The organism is Salmonella sp. SAL00672, from assembly GCF_046552175.1.
Lineage (GTDB): Bacteria > Pseudomonadota > Gammaproteobacteria > Enterobacterales > Enterobacteriaceae > Salmonella > Salmonella enterica.
The window spans coordinates 789348-807356 of record NZ_JBGDUQ010000001.1 but is presented as its reverse complement, the minus strand read 5'-3'; the positions used below and the strand labels follow the sequence as shown (position 1 = coordinate 807356).

The window sequence follows — 18009 nt, the reverse complement described above, 5'->3', positions numbered from 1 at the left end:
AACACTCAACTAAACAGTATAGCTTCACGTCATCGCCAGCCGCTACCCCGGCTGGCGATGGTCTTTCTAAATGGCGAGCAGCGTCACACTGTCTATACTTACATGACTAATGAGACCGTTTGTGAGTCTCAATATGATGATAAGGAGGAGACCAGGGTGGCAGAACCGTTAACCGTATCCCCCGAACTCACTGCGAACTATGCGTATTTTTTTGACCTTGATGGCACATTGGCAGAGATAAAGCCTCATCCCGATCAGGTAGTGGTACCGCATAAAATCCTTCAGTTGTTAGACCGTCTCGCGGCGCACAACGCAGGGGCACTGGCATTGATTTCAGGGCGTTCAATGACCGAGCTGGATGCTTTGGCGAAGCCTTTTCGCTTTCCGCTCGCTGGCGTTCACGGGGCAGAGCGTCGTGACATCAATGGTAAAACCCATATCGTGCGCCTTCCTGAAGCGGTAGTCCGTGAGGTGGAGGCGTTATTACGTTCGACGCTTGTAGCGCTGCCCGGAACGGAGCTGGAGACGAAGGGGATGGCGTTTGCGCTGCACTACCGTCAGGCTCCGGAACATGAAGCGGCGCTGTTGGCGCTTGCGCAACACGTTACGCAGCACTGGCCGCAACTGGCGTTGCAGCCTGGTAAATGTGTTGTGGAAATCAAACCTAAGGGAACCAATAAAGGCGAAGCGATTGCCGCCTTTATGCAGGAGGCGCCCTTTGCGGGACGGATTCCCGTTTTTGTGGGCGACGATTTGACCGATGAGGCTGGCTTTGGCGTGGTGAATCACGCTGGCGGAATTTCCGTAAAAGTGGGCGTCGGGGCAACCCAGGCGGCATGGCGGCTGGAAAGCGTACCCGATGTCTGGCGCTGGCTGGAACAAATCAATTATCCACAACAAGAACAACAAGTAATGAATAACAGGAGAGATGGCTATGAGTCGTTTAGTCGTAGTATCTAATCGAATTGCCCCCCCGGATAATAAAGGCGGCGCCGGCGGCCTCGCCGTTGGCGTGCTTGGCGCGCTAAAAGCGGCTGGCGGGTTGTGGTTCGGCTGGAGTGGCGAGACAGGTAACGAGGATGAGCCATTAAAAAAGGTGACAAAAGGTAATATTACCTGGGCATCGTTTAACCTGAGCGAACAAGATTACGAAGATTATTACTGTCAATTTTCCAATGCGGTTCTCTGGCCAGCGTTCCACTATCGTCTGGACCTGGTACAGTTTCAGCGCCCTGCATGGGAAGGCTATATGCGGGTGAATGCGCTATTAGCGGATAAGTTATTGCCCCTCATTAAAGAGAACGACATCATTTGGGTGCATGACTACCACCTGTTACCGTTCGCCAGCGAGCTGCGTAAACGCGGCGTGAACAACCGAATTGGTTTTTTCCTGCATATTCCATTCCCGACCCCGGAGATTTTTAACGCTTTACCGCCGCATGATGAACTGCTGGAGCAGTTGTGTGACTTTGATCTGCTCGGGTTCCAGACCGAAAATGATCGCCTGGCTTTTCTGGATAGCCTTTCGAGTCAAACGCGAGTCACGACTCGCAGCGGCAAGCAGCATATCGCGTGGGGTAAAGACTTCCAGACAGAAGTGTATCCTATCGGTATTGAGCCCGATGAGATTGCTCTGCAGGCTGCCGGGCCGTTGCCGCCTAAACTGGCGCAGCTCAAGGCGGAACTGAAAAATGTGAAGAATATTTTTTCCGTCGAGCGGCTGGATTATTCGAAAGGGCTGCCGGAACGTTTTCTGGCGTATGAAGCGCTACTGGAAAACTACCCGCAGCATCGGGGAAAAATTCGTTATACCCAAATTGCGCCTACGTCACGCGGCGAAGTACAGGCATATCAGGATATTCGCCACCAGCTTGAGACGGAAGCAGGCCGGATTAATGGGAAATATGGACAATTGGGCTGGACGCCGCTCTATTATCTGAATCAGCATTTCGACCGTAAACTGTTAATGAAGATATTCCGTTATTCAGACGTCGGGCTCGTCACCCCGTTGCGTGACGGGATGAACCTGGTGGCGAAAGAGTTTGTCGCCGCGCAGGACCCCGCTAATCCTGGCGTACTGGTACTGTCACAGTTTGCCGGCGCGGCGAATGAACTGACGTCGGCGTTAATCGTCAATCCTTACGATCGGGATGACGTGGCGGCGGCGCTCAATCGTGCGTTAACGATGCCCCTTGCCGAGCGTATTTCGCGCCATGCGGAAATGCTGGACGTGATCGTTAAAAATGACATTAACCGCTGGCAGGAACGTTTTATTCATGACCTAAAGGAGGTCACGCCGCGTAGCCCTGAGCGTCAGCAGCAGAACAACGTGGCGACGTTCCCTAAGCTGGCCTGAAATATCGCGAGCGGCGACTAGTCGCCCGCTAACGGTACCAACAACACATCTACCTGGCTGGCGCTGACGACACTTTTTGCCGAGCAGGACGCGCGCGAAAAGAAACTGTGGTTATGATTGCCGCAAATGACCAGATCAACATGGTGTTTGCGGCACACAGCCAAAATATGCTGGCTTAACTCACCTGATGCGATGAAAGTTTGTTCAATCGGATAATCCGCCTTTTCCCCCAGCATCTTAAGAAAATTCTCGGTTTCCTCATGCATAACCGCGCGTAAATCCTCCATCATGGGCGCGGCGAACTGGTTATACAGTTCAGGATCGGAAGCGAGAGTAATCAGGCTTACTTTCGCCTGAACAGGGCGGGCGATAGAGACCGCTTTAGCCAGTAGCTGGTGACTTTCCGGGGTGACGGCAACGGCGACAAGAATATGGGTGTAGCTCATAACTCGCTCCTTGATTGCAAGAATATGAGATTGTGCTTTAGCTTTACTCTGTTTATCGCATTTCTGCAATGCGCTAATGCCACATTAATGTGAAGGACATCATAATTAATCATTAATTATTCTTATGTAAAGAATCGTGGCATAAGACACTTTTTACACACCACCAGGATGCTTCATTTAAATGGGTGAACAATGAAAGCTAAAAGTTAAATCAAATGAGCTTATTTTTAACAGCGGAGGGCGTATGCTGTGACGAGATTAATTAATAACGTTTAATATTTAAGCTACTGTTTACTAAAGGTAAAATAAAAGCGTTTCTAAAATAGAAATAATAGCCTGTTATCTATTATCCTGGCGTTATTTTAACAGAGAGAAACAAAAAAGAATTTGGTGTTGACGTACCCCTATTCAGCAGTGTGGGATAGAAAAAGTGAACATTAGGTTATTAATTAAACAAAGTAAAAGCCATGCTGATGGTTTTATCGTAAGTATTCCGTTAAAATATGTGATCTACATCACATATTTTCTAAAATCGCCGTCCCGCTCCGTTGTATGTCACGAAGCTGACGAGTAGAGTTGCGTCGAATTAGGAAAAATCTTAGGCATTTGTAAAAATTGATGTAAACGTGTAAGGCGAATCTCAGTGGGAGGCTGCGTTATACGTCACAATGTCCATAATGGCTGAGCGCTGCTATGCATTTGACCTTTTTGCTTCTTTTACCGGGCCTTCCCGGCGACATCACGGGGTGCGGCTACGTCGCACAAAAATAAAGTTGGTTATTCTGGATGGGAACAATGCATACATCCGAGTTGCTAAAACACATTTATGACATCAATTTGTCATATTTACTCCTTGCACAGCGTTTGATCGTCCAGGACAAAGCATCTGCGATGTTCCGCCTCGGTATCAACGAAGAGATGGCAAACACACTGGGCGCGTTGACCCTGCCGCAGATGGTCAAACTGGCGGAGACGAACCAGTTAGTTTGTCATTTCCGGTTTGACGATCATCAGACGATCACCCGTTTGACTCAGGATTCGCGCGTCGATGACTTACAGCAGATTCACACAGGTATCATGCTTTCAACGCGTCTGCTCAATGAAGTGGACGATACGGCGCGTAAGAAAAGGGCATGATAATGAGTGAAAAAAGCATTGTTCAGGAAGCTCGCGATATCCAGTTGGCGATGGAGTTGATTAATCTTGGCGCTCGTCTACAAATGCTGGAAAGCGAAACACAGCTCAGCCGTGGTCGCCTCATCAGGCTGTACAAAGAATTACGCGGTAGCCCGCCGCCTAAAGGGATGCTGCCATTTTCGACAGACTGGTTTATGACCTGGGAGCAAAATATTCATGCCTCCATGTTCTGCAACGCCTGGCAATTTTTACTGAAGACCGGTTTATGCAGCGGTGTGGATGCGGTGATTAAAGCTTATCGGCTTTACCTTGAGCAGTGTCCGCAACCGCCTGAAGGGCCGTTGTTGGCGCTGACTCGCGCATGGACGCTGGTGCGTTTTGTTGAAAGTGGGTTGCTTGAATTGTCGAGCTGTAACTGCTGCGGTGGGAACTTTATTACCCATGCGCATCAGCCCGTAGGCAGCTTTGCGTGTAGTTTATGCCAGCCGCCATCCCGCGCAGTAAAAAGACGTAAACTTTCCCGAGATGCTGCCGATATTATTCCACAACTGCTGGATGAACAGATCGAACAGGCTGTTTAACCGAAACGGTGTGGACAAACACTCCAGCAGCGGTAAGTCATTACCGCTGCTTTTTTTTGCCTTGCCTTCGCGTTAATCGCCCGACTGCGCATCCTGTCATAGTCAACAGCGGAAGGATGATGTCGTGCTTATCTTATTAGGTTACCTGGTGGTTATCGGTACAGTTTTCGGCGGTTATGTCATGACCGGCGGACACCTTGGGGCACTCTATCAACCTGCTGAACTGGTCATCATTGGCGGCGCGGGGATAGGGGCGTTCATTGTCGGCAACAACGGGAAGGCCATCAAAGGCACGATGAAAGCGATCCCGTTGTTATTTCGTCGTTCGAAATACACAAAATCTATGTACATGGATTTGCTGGCGTTGCTCTATCGCCTGATGGCCAAATCACGCCAGCAGGGGATGTTCTCCCTTGAACGCGATATTGAAAATCCGAAAGAGAGTGAAATCTTCGCCAGTTATCCGCGTATTCTGGCCGATGCGGTAATGCTTGATTTTATTGTCGATTATCTGCGCCTGATCATCAGCGGCAACATGAATACGTTCGAAATTGAAGCGTTGATGGATGAAGAGATTGAAACCCATGAAAGCGAGGCGGAAGTCCCGGCCAACAGCCTGGCGATGGTGGGGGATTCGCTGCCTGCCTTTGGTATTGTCGCGGCGGTAATGGGGGTGGTTCACGCTCTGGCTTCAGCCGATCGTCCGGCAGCGGAGTTGGGGGCGCTGATTGCCCATGCCATGGTAGGTACGTTCCTCGGTATTTTACTGGCTTATGGATTCATTTCACCGTTAGCGACCGTTTTGCGCCAGAAGAGCGCCGAAACCACCAAGATGATGCAGTGCGTAAAAATCACACTGCTGTCTAATCTGAACGGCTATGCGCCGCCGATTGCCGTGGAATTTGGACGTAAAACGCTTTATTCCAGTGAGCGTCCATCGTTTATTGAGTTGGAAGAACACGTTCGCGCAGTGAGAAACCCAAACCAGCAGCAGACGACTGAGGAAGCATGAAAAATCAGGCTCATCCCATTGTCGTCGTAAAACGCCGCAGGCACAAACCGCACGGCGGCGGGGCGCACGGTTCCTGGAAAATTGCCTACGCCGATTTTATGACGGCGATGATGGCTTTTTTTCTGGTGATGTGGCTGATTTCCATCTCCAGCCCTAAAGAATTAATTCAGATTGCCGAATATTTTCGTACGCCGTTGGCCACCGCGGTAACGGGGGGAAATCGGATTGCCAATAGCGAGAGCCCGATACCAGGCGGCGGCGATGATTACACCCAACAGCAGGGTGAAGTGGAAAAGCAGCCGAATATCGACGAGCTGAAAAAACGGATGGAGCAGAGTCGCTTAAACAAACTGCGCGGCGATCTGGATCAACTGATCGAATCCGATCCCAAACTGCGCGCGTTACGTCCGCATCTGAAAATTGATTTAGTTCAGGAGGGGTTGCGCATCCAGATTATCGACAGCCAGAACCGCCCGATGTTTAAAACCGGCAGCGCCGAAGTTGAGCCGTATATGCGCGATATCCTGCGTGCGATTGCGCCAGTGTTAAACGGTATACCTAATCGCATTAGCCTGGCCGGCCATACCGATGACTTTCCCTACGCGAACGGCGAAAAAGGCTATAGCAACTGGGAATTATCCGCCGATCGCGCCAATGCCTCGCGTCGCGAACTGGTCGCTGGGGGGTTGGATAACGGGAAAGTATTACGGGTGGTTGGCATGGCCGCCACGATGCGGCTGAGCGATCGCGGTCCTGATGACGCCATCAACCGCCGTATAAGCCTGCTGGTGTTAAACAAACAGGCGGAACAGGCCATTTTGCATGAAAACGCTGAAAGCCAGAATGAGCCGGTAAGTGTATTACAACAGCCTGCGGCAGCCCCGCCGGCAAGCGTACCCACATCGCCAAAAGCGGAACCGAGGTGATAGCGTGAGCATGGATATTAGCGATTTTTATCAGACATTTTTTGATGAAGCTGACGAGCTGTTGGCTGATATGGAGCAGCATCTGCTGGATTTGGTGCCGGAATCCCCGGACGCTGAACAACTGAACGCCATTTTTCGCGCGGCGCACTCCATTAAAGGCGGCGCGGGCACATTCGGCTTCACTATTCTGCAGGAAACCACACATTTAATGGAAAACCTGCTGGATGAAGCCCGACGCGGTGAAATGCAGCTCAATACCGACATTATCAACCTGTTTTTGGAAACGAAAGATATTATGCAGGAACAGCTCGACGCCTATAAAAACTCCGAAGAGCCGGATGCCGCAAGCTTCGAATATATCTGCAATGCGCTACGCCAGTTGGCGCTGGAGGCGAAAGGCGAAACCACGCCGGCGGTCGTAGAAACCGCGGCACTAAGCGCGGCGATCCAGGAAGAGAGCGTAGCCGAAACCGAATCGCCTCGTGACGAGAGTAAACTGCGCATTGTACTTTCACGGTTGAAAGCCAGTGAGGTCGATCTGCTTGAAGAAGAGTTGGGTAATCTGGCTACTCTGACGGATGTCGTTAAGGGGGCGGATTCACTGTCGGCAACTCTGGATGGCAGCGTCGCGGAAGATGACATTGTCGCGGTGCTCTGTTTTGTCATCGAGGCCGATCAGATCGCTTTTGAAAAAGTGGTCGCCGCGCCCGTGGAAAAAGCGCAAGAGAAAACCGAGGTAGCGCCGGTAGCGCCTCCGGCAGTCGTTGCGCCAGCCGCCAAAAGCGCGGCCCATGAACATCATGCGGGGCGTGAAAAACCTGCGCGTGAACGCGAGTCCACCAGCATTCGCGTGGCGGTAGAGAAAGTGGATCAGCTCATAAACCTGGTCGGCGAGTTAGTGATTACCCAGTCAATGTTGGCCCAGCGTTCTAACGAGCTGGACCCGGTAAACCACGGCGATCTCATTACCAGTATGGGGCAGTTACAACGTAACGCCCGCGACTTACAAGAGTCGGTGATGTCGATTCGTATGATGCCTATGGAGTACGTCTTCAGCCGTTTCCCGCGTCTGGTACGCGATTTAGCGGGCAAACTGGGCAAGCAGGTAGAGCTGACGCTGGTGGGGAGCTCCACTGAACTTGATAAAAGCCTGATCGAACGCATTATCGACCCGCTGACGCACCTGGTGCGCAACAGTCTCGACCACGGGATTGAAATGCCGGAAAAACGCCTTGAGGCGGGGAAAAATGTTGTCGGCAACCTGATTCTTTCCGCAGAACATCAGGGCGGGAATATTTGTATTGAAGTGACCGATGACGGCGCGGGGCTTAACCGTGAGCGTATCCTGGCGAAGGCCATGTCGCAGGGGATGGCGGTGAATGAAAACATGACCGACGATGAAGTAGGCATGTTGATCTTCGCGCCGGGATTCTCAACTGCGGAACAGGTCACAGATGTCTCCGGTCGCGGCGTTGGCATGGATGTGGTGAAACGTAACATTCAGGAGATGGGCGGTCACGTTGAGATCCAGTCAAAACAAGGCTCCGGCACCACGATTCGTATTCTGCTGCCGCTGACGCTGGCCATCCTCGATGGGATGTCGGTTCGCGTGGCGGGGGAAGTTTTTATCCTGCCGTTAAATGCGGTGATGGAGTCGCTGCAACCGCGTGAAGAGGATCTTCATCCGCTGGCGGGCGGCGAACGGGTTCTGGAAGTTCGCGGCGAGTATTTGCCGCTGGTCGAATTGTGGAAAGTGTTTGACGTGGACGGGGCGAAAACCGAAGCCACGCAGGGCATTGTTGTGATCCTGCAAAGCGCGGGACGCCGTTACGCGCTGCTGGTCGATCAGCTCATCGGTCAGCACCAGGTGGTGGTCAAAAATCTGGAAAGCAATTATCGCAAGGTACCGGGGATTTCCGCCGCGACGATCCTGGGCGACGGCAGCGTCGCGCTGATTGTTGATGTTTCCGCATTGCAGGGTTTAAACCGCGAACAACGTATGGCGATCACAGCCGCCTGATTGAGTGAGAAGGGAATAATATGACCGGTATGAGTAATGTAAGCAAACTGGCCGGCGAGCCGTCAGGTCAGGAATTCCTGGTGTTTACACTGGGAAATGAAGAGTACGGCATCGATATCCTGAAAGTGCAGGAGATCCGTGGCTATGACCAGGTGACGCGCATCGCCAATACACCGGCCTTTATAAAAGGGGTGACTAACCTGCGCGGCGTGATTGTCCCCATTGTCGATCTGCGCGTGAAATTCTGCGAAGGCGACGTAGAGTACGATGACAATACGGTAGTGATCGTACTGAATCTGGGGCAACGCGTCGTCGGGATAGTGGTAGACGGCGTGTCTGACGTACTGTCGTTAACGGCGGAACAGATCCGTCCGGCGCCAGAATTTGCCGTGACCTTGTCAACAGAATATTTGACGGGATTGGGCGCGCTCGGCGAGCGTATGCTGATTCTGGTGAATATCGAAAAACTGCTTAACAGCGAAGAGATGGCGCTGCTGGATATCGCAGCATCACACGTCGCGTAATAACGTTGCCGGATGGCGTCGCGCCATCCGGCAATATTCACCGTTATGCTTCCGCCAGCGGTGAGAGTGCCTCTTCATCGCCCGCGCCCAGCCCCTGCATTTTGCGCCGGCATCGCCGCTGCGACACTGTCATTGGCAATGTCGTCTTCCGGAACAGCGTATTTCCTTTTTGCAAAAGTAAAGTTATCACCGCAGGTGCCGATAACGTTGATAACTCGTTATCAGGAAGGTGCCTTATGTTTAACCGTATCCGCGTTGTCACAATGCTGATGATGGTGCTGGGGGTTTTCGCACTGCTACAGCTTGTTTCCGGTGGTTTGCTGTTTTCTTCATTACAGCATAACCAGCAAGGTTTTGTTATTTCTAACGAATTACGCCAGCAACAAAGCGAACTCACGTCGACATGGGACTTAATGCTGCAAACGCGCATTAACTTGAGCCGCTCCGCCGCACGCATGATGATGGACGCTTCTAACCAGCAGAGCAGCGCCAAAACGGATTTACTCCAGAATGCAAAAACGACCCTCGCTCAGGCGGCGGCGCACTACGCCAATTTCAAAAACATGACGCCATTGCCAGCGATGGCGGAGGCCAGCGCGAACGTCGATGAAAAATATCAGCGCTATCAGGCCGCATTAGCCGAACTTATTCAGTTTCTGGACAATGGCAATATGGATGCCTACTTCGCCCAGCCAACCCAGGGAATGCAAAACGCGTTGGGCGAGGCGCTGGGCAATTACGCCCGGGTGAGCGAAAACCTGTACCGCCAGACATTTGATCAAAGCGCTCATGACTACCGTTTTGCGCAATGGCAACTGGGGGTTCTTGCGGTCGTGCTGGTGCTGATTTTGATGGTGGTTTGGTTCGGCATTCGTCATGCCCTGCTTAACCCATTAGCGCGAGTGATTACTCATATCCGTGAAATTGCCAGCGGCGATCTGACGAAAACGCTCACCGTCTCAGGACGTAATGAAATTGGCGAACTGGCGGGAACGGTTGAACATATGCAACGCTCGCTGATTGACACCGTGACGCAGGTTCGTGAAGGTTCGGATGCGATTTATTCCGGCACCAGTGAAATTGCCGCCGGTAATACCGACCTCTCTTCCCGTACCGAACAGCAGGCCTCCGCTCTGGAGGAGACGGCTGCCAGCATGGAACAACTGACGGCCACCGTGAAGCAAAACGCCGATAACGCCCGTCAGGCTTCGCAACTGGCGCAAAGCGCCTCCGAGACCGCACGCCATGGCGGCAAAGTGGTCGACGGCGTAGTAAACACCATGCACGAAATTGCCGACAGTTCGAAAAAAATCGCTGACATTATCAGCGTTATCGACGGTATTGCCTTCCAGACTAACATTCTGGCGCTGAACGCGGCGGTAGAAGCGGCGCGCGCGGGAGAGCAGGGGCGCGGTTTTGCGGTCGTGGCAGGCGAGGTGCGTAATCTGGCCAGCCGCAGCGCCCAGGCGGCGAAAGAAATAAAAGCGTTGATTGAAGATTCCGTCTCGCGTGTCGATACCGGTTCTGTGCTGGTGGAAAGCGCCGGGGAAACCATGACTGACATCGTCAATGCCGTTACGCGCGTCACGGATATCATGGGCGAAATCGCCTCCGCCTCGGATGAGCAAAGCCGGGGTATCGATCAGGTCGCTTTGGCCGTTTCCGAAATGGATCGCGTAACGCAACAGAACGCCTCGCTGGTTCAGGAATCCGCAGCGGCCGCCGCCGCGCTGGAAGAGCAGGCCAGCCGTCTGACCCAGGCGGTATCGGCTTTCCGCCTGGCATCGCGACCGCTGGTGGCAAATAAACCTGAGATGCGTTTGTCAGTGGACGCTCAGTCCGGCAATACGCCGCGGTCAGTAGCCGCCGGGGATGATGCGAACTGGGAAACCTTCTGATCGACGTGCGCTGTCGGTTCTCGATTAATTTGCGAACCCGCCGATACATTTCGTCTGGTTCGCATAGATAAAAGCAAAAAATGTGTAATACGGGAAGCATGGCGCTGCCGCAGGGCGCGCCCGTTGTACTTTGAATGTGATTAAGAAGGCGCTATGACATCATCTCTGCCCTCCGGGCAAACGTCAGTATTGTTACAGATGACACAGCGCCTCGCGCTGTCCGACGCGCATTTTCGTCGGATATGTCAATTAATCTACCAGCGCGCAGGGATCGTGCTGGCCGACCATAAGCGGGATATGGTTTATAACCGCCTGGTCCGTCGGCTGCGTGCCCTGGGACTGGATGATTTTGGCCGTTATCTCAGTATGCTGGAGGCTAATCAAAACAGCGCTGAGTGGCAGGCTTTTATCAACGCTCTGACTACCAACCTGACCGCTTTTTTTCGCGAGGCGCACCATTTTCCCATCCTTGCGGAACATGCGCGTCGCCGCCACGGCGAGTATCGCGTCTGGAGTGCGGCGGCATCGACAGGAGAAGAACCTTACAGTATCGCCATTACGCTGGCGGATGCGTTGGGGATGGCCCCCGGTCGCTGGAAAGTATTCGCCAGCGATATTGATACTGAAGTGCTGGAAAAAGCGAGAAGCGGTATTTATCGCCTCAGCGAACTGAAAACGTTATCGCCGCAGCAGCTACAACGTTACTTCATGCGCGGTACGGGGCCGCATGAAGGACTGGTGCGCGTGCGTCAGGAACTGGCCAATTATGTTGAATTTTCCTCCGTTAATTTGTTGGAAAAGCAGTACAACGTACCCGGTCCCTTTGACGCGATTTTTTGCCGTAACGTCATGATCTATTTTGATAAAACGACTCAGGAGGACATTCTGCGCCGTTTTGTTCCACTCCTTAAACCTGACGGACTGTTGTTTGCCGGTCACTCAGAAAACTTTAGCAACCTCGTGCGCGAGTTTAGCCTGCGCGGACAGACGGTGTATGCGCTAAGTAAGGATAAAGCATGAGTAAAATCAGGGTATTGTCAGTTGATGATTCCGCGCTAATGCGCCAAATCATGACTGAAATTATTAATAGCCATAGCGATATGGAGATGGTGGCGACTGCGCCGGACCCGTTGGTCGCCAGGGATCTCATCAAAAAATTTAATCCGGACGTATTGACCCTGGACGTTGAGATGCCGCGTATGGACGGCCTCGATTTTCTGGAAAAACTGATGCGCCTGCGACCGATGCCGGTGGTGATGGTCTCTTCGCTGACCGGGAAAGGTTCCGAAGTGACGCTACGGGCGCTGGAGTTGGGGGCCATCGATTTTGTCACCAAACCGCAGCTTGGTATTCGTGAAGGTATGCTGGCGTATAGCGAGATGATCGCCGAAAAAGTGCGTACCGCCGCGCGGGCCCGCATCGCCGCACATAAACCGATGGCGGCCCCGGCAACCTTAAAAGCCGGTCCGCTGCTCAGTTCGGAAAAACTGATTGCTATCGGCGCTTCAACGGGCGGTACTGAAGCTATCCGACATGTGCTGCAACCGCTGCCGCTTTCCAGTCCGGCAGTGATTATTACGCAGCATATGCCGCCTGGCTTTACCCGCTCGTTTGCCGAGCGCCTGAATAAACTCTGTCAAATCAGCGTTAAGGAGGCCGAGGACGGCGAACGCGTATTGCCAGGTCATGCCTACATTGCGCCCGGCGACAAGCATATGGAGCTGGCGCGTAGCGGGGCGAATTATCAAATCAAAATTCATGATGGCCCGCCGGTAAACCGGCATCGGCCTTCCGTGGATGTGCTGTTTCATTCGGTGGCGAAACACGCGGGGCGCAACGCCGTAGGCGTCATTCTTACGGGGATGGGCAACGATGGCGCCGCTGGAATGTTAGCGATGTACCAGGCTGGCGCCTGGACCATTGCGCAAAACGAAGCAAGTTGTGTGGTGTTCGGCATGCCGCGCGAGGCCATCAATATGGGTGGCGTAAGCGAAGTGGTCGATCTTAGCCAGGTAAGCCAGCAGATGCTGGCGAAAATCAGTGCCGGACAGGCGATACGTATTTGAACCAGGAGTAGTATTTTATGGCGGATAAAGAGCTTAAATTTTTGGTTGTGGATGACTTTTCGACCATGCGTCGTATCGTGCGCAACCTCTTAAAAGAGCTTGGATTTAACAATGTGGAAGAGGCCGAAGACGGCGTCGATGCGCTGAACAAGCTCCAGGCGGGCGGCTTTGGTTTTATTATCTCCGACTGGAACATGCCGAACATGGATGGCCTGGAGCTGCTGAAAACCATTCGCGCCGATAGCGCCATGTCGGCGTTACCCGTGTTGATGGTCACGGCGGAAGCCAAAAAAGAGAATATTATCGCCGCCGCACAGGCTGGCGCCAGCGGTTATGTCGTAAAACCGTTCACCGCAGCGACTCTGGAAGAGAAGCTCAACAAAATCTTTGAGAAACTGGGCATGTGAGGATGCGATGATGATGCAACCATCTATCAAGCCTGCTGATGAAGGCTCAGCAGGAGACATCATTGCGCGCATCGGTAGTCTGACCCGAATGCTGCGCGACAGCCTGCGTGAACTGGGGCTGGACCAGGCGATTGCCGAAGCGGCGGAGGCGATCCCTGATGCGCGCGACCGTCTGGATTACGTCGTCCAGATGACGGCGCAGGCGGCGGAACGCGCGCTAAACAGTGTCGAAGCCTCGCAGCCGCATCAGGATGCGATGGAAAAAGAGGCGAAAGCGCTAACCCAACGTTGGGACGAGTGGTTTGACAATCCGATCGAGCTTGCCGACGCCCGTGAACTGGTGACGGATACGCGCCAGTTTCTCAGGGATGTCCCGGGCCATACTAGTTTTACTAACGCGCAACTGCTGGACATCATGATGGCGCAGGATTTCCAGGATCTGACGGGTCAGGTGATCAAACGCATGATGGACGTGATTCAGGAGATTGAGCGCCAGTTGTTAATGGTGCTGCTGGAAAACATCCCGGAACAGAGCGCGCGACCAAAACGCGAGAACGAAAGCTTGCTCAACGGCCCGCAGGTGGATACCTCGAAAGCTGGCGTCGTCGCCAGTCAGGATCAGGTGGACGACCTGCTGGACAGTCTTGGCTTTTAAGCTTTTTTGACCTGATGGCGCGGCGCTTATCGGGTCCGAATCCGTCAACCCGGCCGGATACGAGACTTTCTTATCGTATCCGGCTATCTCTATTAACGCCATAAACCCCGCCTTTTTTACCGCTTACTCTGCCCATTGGCGTAAAGCGGTTCTGGCATCATTCTCGCTTATCAATCTATCCAGGGTTTGCTGCGTGGCAGAAGAGAGCGACGACGACAAAACAGAAGCCCCCACACCCCACCGACTTGAAAAAGCGCGGGAAGAAGGGCAGATCCCCCGTTCCAGAGAACTGACCTCACTGCTGATATTGCTGGTGGGCGTTTGTATTATTTGGTTCGGCGGCGAGTCGTTAGCGCGGCAACTGGCGGGAATGCTCTCAGCAGGCCTGCACTTCGATCACCGTATGGTGAACGATCCTAACCTGATCCTGGGGCAGATAATTTTGCTGATTAAAGCGGCGATGATGGCGTTGCTACCGCTCATCGCGGGCGTGGTGCTGGTGGCGCTTATCTCGCCGGTTATGCTTGGCGGCCTGATTTTTAGCGGTAAGTCGCTACAGCCAAAATTTTCTAAATTAAACCCGCTGCCGGGAATTAAGCGCATGTTTTCGGCGCAGACCGGCGCGGAACTGCTAAAAGCGGTGTTGAAATCCACGCTGGTCGGCTGCGTTACCGGCTTTTATCTCTGGTATCACTGGCCACAAATGATGCGCCTGATGGCGGAGTCGCCGATCGTCGCAATGGGGAATGCGCTGGATCTGGTTGGACTCTGCGCGTTACTGGTGGTACTGGGCGTGATTCCGATGGTGGGATTTGACGTGTTTTTCCAGATCTTTAGCCACCTGAAAAAATTACGCATGTCGCGGCAGGACATTCGCGACGAATTTAAAGAGAGCGAAGGCGATCCGCATGTTAAGGGCAAAATTCGCCAGATGCAACGCGCCGCCGCGCAGCGCCGCATGATGGAAGATGTGCCGAAAGCGGACGTCATTGTCACTAACCCGACGCACTATTCCGTGGCGCTGCAGTATGACGAAAACAAAATGAGCGCGCCGAAAGTGGTCGCGAAGGGGGCTGGATTAATAGCGCTGCGCATTCGCGAGATCGGCGCTGAACATCGGGTTCCCACTTTAGAAGCGCCGCCGCTGGCGCGGGCATTATATCGCCACGCCGAAATCGGTCAGCAAATTCCCGGGCAGTTATATGCTGCCGTTGCGGAAGTGTTGGCCTGGGTCTGGCAGCTTAAACGCTGGCGGCTTGCGGGCGGGCAACGTCCTCCACAACCTGAGAACCTTCCGGTGCCAGAAGCGCTGGATTTTATGAACGAGAAGAATACTGATGGCTAATCTGGTCGCGATGCTGCGCCTGCCCAGCAACCTGAAATCGACGCAATGGCAAATTCTTGCCGGGCCGATCCTCATTCTGCTGATTTTGTCGATGATGGTGCTGCCGCTACCTGCTTTTATCCTCGACTTATTGTTTACCTTTAATATTGCGCTATCGATCATGGTGCTGCTGGTGGCGATGTTTACCCAGCGTACTCTGGATTTTGCCGCGTTTCCGACCATCCTGCTGTTTACCACGCTACTGCGTCTGGCGCTTAACGTTGCCTCAACGCGCATTATTTTGATGGAAGGGCATACCGGCGCGGCGGCGGCGGGAAAGGTGGTAGAGGCGTTCGGTCATTTCCTGGTCGGCGGTAACTTCGCGATCGGGATTGTGGTTTTTATCATCCTCGTCATTATCAACTTCATGGTCATCACCAAAGGTGCCGGACGTATTGCCGAAGTCGGCGCGCGCTTTGTGCTGGACGGTATGCCCGGTAAGCAAATGGCGATTGACGCCGATCTTAATGCCGGTCTGATTGGTGAAGACGAGGCCAAAAAACGGCGTTCGGAAGTCACTCAGGAAGCCGACTTCTACGGCTCGATGGACGGGGCAAGTAAATTTGTACGCGGCGACGCCATCGCCGGTATTCTCATCATGGTCATTAACGTGGTCGGCGGGCTGCTGGTCGGCGTATTGCAGCACGGAATGAGCATAGGCAGCGCGGCGGAAAGCTACACTCTGCTGACCATTGGCGACGGCCTGGTCGCCCAGATCCCGGCGCTGGTTATCTCCACGGCGGCGGGCGTCATTGTGACCCGCGTCAGTACCGATCAGGATGTAGGCGAGCAGATGGTTGGCCAACTGTTCAGTAATCCAAGGGTGATGCTGCTGGCGGCGGCGGTGCTGGGGCTGCTTGGCATGGTGCCAGGAATGCCTAACCTGGTATTTTTACTTTTTACCGCCGCTTTGCTCGGCCTGGCATGGTGGCTGCGCGGGCGTGAAGAAAAAGCGCCGGAGGAGCCGCAGCCGGTAAAAATGCCGGAAAATAACTCGGTGGTCGAAGCCACCTGGAATGACGTACAGCTTGAGGATTCACTGGGAATGGAAGTGGGCTACCGCCTGATCCCGATGGTGGATTTTCAACAGGATGGCGAATTGCTCGGACGTATTCGCAGTATTCGTAAAAAATTCGCGCAGGATATGGGGTTCCTGCCGCCGGTGGTCCATATTCGCGACAATATGGATTTACAGCCTGCGCGCTACCGTATTTTGATGAAAGGGGTAGAGATCGGCAGCGGGGACGCCTATCCGGGACGCTGGCTGGCTATTAACCCCGGCACGGCGGCGGGAACGCTACCGGGCGAGAAAACCGTCGATCCAGCTTTTGGCCTTGATGCCATCTGGATTGAAAGCGCCCTGAAAGAGCAGGCGCAAATTCAGGGCTTTACCGTCGTTGAAGCCAGTACCGTTGTGGCGACGCACCTTAACCACTTGATTGGCCAATTCTCCGCCGAACTGTTTGGCCGCCAGGAAGCGCAGCAACTGTTGGATCGTGTCTCTCAGGAGATGCCTAAACTCACGGAAGATCTGGTCCCCGGCGTCGTGACCCTCACGACTTTACACAAAGTCCTGCAAAACTTACTGGCGGAAAAAGTCCCTATTCGCGATATGCGCACCATTCTGGAAACGCTGGCGGAACATGCGCCGTTACAAAGCGATCCGCATGAATTAACCGCCGTGGTACGCGTGGCATTAGGACGAGCGATTACGCAACAGTGGTTCCCCGGTAATGAAGAAGTGCAGGTGATTGGCCTGGATACCGCGCTGGAGCGTTTGCTGCTTCAGGCATTGCAGGGCGGCGGCGGTCTTGAGCCTGGGTTGGCGGATCGCCTGCTGGCGCAGACGCAAGAGGCGCTTTCTCGCCAGGAGATGCTTGGCGCGCCGCCGGTATTACTGGTTAACCATGCGCTACGTCCATTATTGTCCCGCTTTTTGCGGCGCAGTTTACCGCAGCTGGTGGTGTTGTCGAACCTTGAGCTTTCCGATAACCGTCATATCCGCATGACGGCGACCATTGGAGGAAAATAATGCGTAAATGGCTGGCGTTGTTGCTCTTTCCCCTGACGGTTCAGGCCGCAGGCGAAGGCGCGTGGCAGGATAGCGGTATGGGTGTAACCTTAAATTACCGGGGTGTTTCCGCATCGTCTTCGCCATTGTCGGCGCGCCAGCCGGTTTCCGGTGTGATGACGCTGGTCGCCTGGCGTTATGAACTGAATGGCCCGACTCCCGCGGGCTTACGGGTACGTTTATGTTCCCAGTCCCGTTGCGTAGAACTTGATGGTCAGAGTGGCACGACCCACGGTTTTGCTCATGTTCCCGCAGTCGAGCCGCTCCGCTTTGTCTGGGAAGTCCCCGGCGGCGGCCGACTTATCCCGGCGTTAAAAGTGCGGAGCAATCAGGTGATTGTGAACTACCGCTAACCGCCCCTTTCTTTGCCAGGTAGCAGACCTGACTCTCTTTTTGAATAAATAGAAACGCTGTTTTATAAAATGGTGAGGTAGGTTGCCGGACTCTTTGCGTTTTTGCCATTTACGCTCTGGCAATGGCAGAAACAAAAAGGTTTCCGCCCAGCTTAGCTTTTACTGTAGCGAAT

18 protein-coding genes are annotated in these 18009 nt (G+C 53.5%); 16 read left to right on the top strand and 2 right to left on the bottom strand.

The genetic code is table 11. The annotated features are described in order from the left end of the window. Nucleotides 1–156: 156 nt before the first annotated feature. Together otsB and otsA are read left to right on the top strand one after the other, a co-directional pair. Nucleotides 157–960, top strand: a complete 804-nt coding sequence (gene otsB, locus ACLJTG_RS04170; RefSeq protein WP_000840114.1) for a trehalose-phosphatase — start codon at nt 157–159, stop codon at nt 958–960. Beyond that, nucleotides 935–2356: an alpha,alpha-trehalose-phosphate synthase gene (gene otsA, locus ACLJTG_RS04165; protein ID WP_000089042.1), complete on the top strand. Its 1422-nt coding sequence runs from the start codon at nt 935–937 to the stop codon at nt 2354–2356. Before otsB ends, otsA begins: the two co-directional genes overlap by 26 nt. A 17-nt stretch (nt 2357–2373) precedes the next feature. Here otsA and uspC read toward each other — a convergent pair whose 3' ends face one another. Both uspC and ACLJTG_RS04155 read right to left on the bottom strand, forming a co-directional pair. Then, entirely contained in the window at nt 2374–2802 is a 429-nt protein-coding gene (uspC, locus tag ACLJTG_RS04160; protein WP_000122606.1) for a universal stress protein UspC, read from the bottom strand. Beyond that, nucleotides 2799–2915 carry a hypothetical protein gene (locus tag ACLJTG_RS04155; RefSeq protein WP_001617301.1) on the bottom strand — a complete coding sequence of 39 codons (117 nt, stop codon included), beginning with the start codon at nt 2913–2915 and terminating at the stop codon, nt 2799–2801. The genes uspC and ACLJTG_RS04155 overlap by 4 nt, the downstream gene beginning before the upstream one ends. A 682-nt stretch (nt 2916–3597) precedes the next feature. Between ACLJTG_RS04155 and flhD the strand changes: the two genes are divergently transcribed. The 14 genes from flhD to flhe all read left to right on the top strand — a co-directional run bounded on the left by flhD (nt 3598) and on the right by flhe (nt 17836). Then, a complete protein-coding gene (gene flhD / locus ACLJTG_RS04150; protein ID WP_001518146.1) occupies nt 3598–3939 on the top strand; it encodes a flagellar transcriptional regulator FlhD in 342 nt (113 codons plus the stop codon). Further along, entirely contained in the window at nt 3936–4520 is a 585-nt protein-coding gene (gene flhC / locus ACLJTG_RS04145) for a flagellar transcriptional regulator FlhC (RefSeq protein WP_000605987.1), read from the top strand. The genes flhD and flhC overlap by 4 nt, the downstream gene beginning before the upstream one ends. Before the next feature lie 124 nt (nt 4521–4644). Beyond that, complete coding sequence (gene motA / locus ACLJTG_RS04140) at nt 4645–5532, top strand: flagellar motor stator protein MotA (protein ID WP_000906312.1); 888 nt, start codon at nt 4645–4647, stop codon at nt 5530–5532. After that, nucleotides 5529–6458, top strand: a complete 930-nt coding sequence (gene motB, locus ACLJTG_RS04135; protein ID WP_000795653.1) for a flagellar motor protein MotB — start codon at nt 5529–5531, stop codon at nt 6456–6458. The genes motA and motB overlap by 4 nt, the downstream gene beginning before the upstream one ends. Before the next feature lie 4 nt (nt 6459–6462). Next, nucleotides 6463–8478: a chemotaxis protein CheA gene (cheA, locus tag ACLJTG_RS04130; protein ID WP_000061314.1), complete on the top strand. Its 2016-nt coding sequence runs from the start codon at nt 6463–6465 to the stop codon at nt 8476–8478. A gap of 20 nt (nt 8479–8498) precedes the next feature. Beyond that, nucleotides 8499–9002: a chemotaxis protein CheW gene (gene cheW / locus ACLJTG_RS04125; RefSeq protein ID WP_000147295.1), complete on the top strand. Its 504-nt coding sequence runs from the start codon at nt 8499–8501 to the stop codon at nt 9000–9002. A 236-nt stretch (nt 9003–9238) separates the two neighbouring features. After that, a complete protein-coding gene (gene tar / locus ACLJTG_RS04120) occupies nt 9239–10900 on the top strand; it encodes a methyl-accepting chemotaxis protein II (protein WP_000483275.1) in 1662 nt (553 codons plus the stop codon). 153 nt (nt 10901–11053) lie between these two features. Continuing rightward, entirely contained in the window at nt 11054–11920 is an 867-nt protein-coding gene (gene cheR, locus ACLJTG_RS04115; RefSeq protein ID WP_000204362.1) for a protein-glutamate O-methyltransferase CheR, read from the top strand. Beyond that, nucleotides 11917–12966: a protein-glutamate methylesterase/protein glutamine deamidase gene (cheB, locus tag ACLJTG_RS04110; RefSeq protein ID WP_000036389.1), complete on the top strand. Its 1050-nt coding sequence runs from the start codon at nt 11917–11919 to the stop codon at nt 12964–12966. The genes cheR and cheB overlap by 4 nt, the downstream gene beginning before the upstream one ends. A 17-nt stretch (nt 12967–12983) precedes the next feature. Further along, entirely contained in the window at nt 12984–13373 is a 390-nt protein-coding gene (cheY, locus tag ACLJTG_RS04105) for a chemotaxis response regulator CheY (protein WP_000763861.1), read from the top strand. A 10-nt stretch (nt 13374–13383) separates the two neighbouring features. Continuing rightward, nucleotides 13384–14028 carry a protein phosphatase CheZ gene (gene cheZ / locus ACLJTG_RS04100; RefSeq protein ID WP_000983585.1) on the top strand — a complete coding sequence of 215 codons (645 nt, stop codon included), beginning with the start codon at nt 13384–13386 and terminating at the stop codon, nt 14026–14028. 193 nt (nt 14029–14221) lie between these two features. Continuing rightward, complete coding sequence (flhB, locus tag ACLJTG_RS04095) at nt 14222–15373, top strand: flagellar biosynthesis protein FlhB (RefSeq protein WP_000797089.1); 1152 nt, start codon at nt 14222–14224, stop codon at nt 15371–15373. Further along, a complete protein-coding gene (gene flhA, locus ACLJTG_RS04090) occupies nt 15366–17444 on the top strand; it encodes a flagellar biosynthesis protein FlhA (protein ID WP_000002386.1) in 2079 nt (692 codons plus the stop codon). Before flhB ends, flhA begins: the two co-directional genes overlap by 8 nt. Further along, entirely contained in the window at nt 17444–17836 is a 393-nt protein-coding gene (gene flhe, locus ACLJTG_RS04085; protein ID WP_001233619.1) for a flagellar protein FlhE, read from the top strand. The genes flhA and flhe overlap by 1 nt, the downstream gene beginning before the upstream one ends. The last annotated feature ends 173 nt before the right edge of the window (nt 17837–18009 follow it).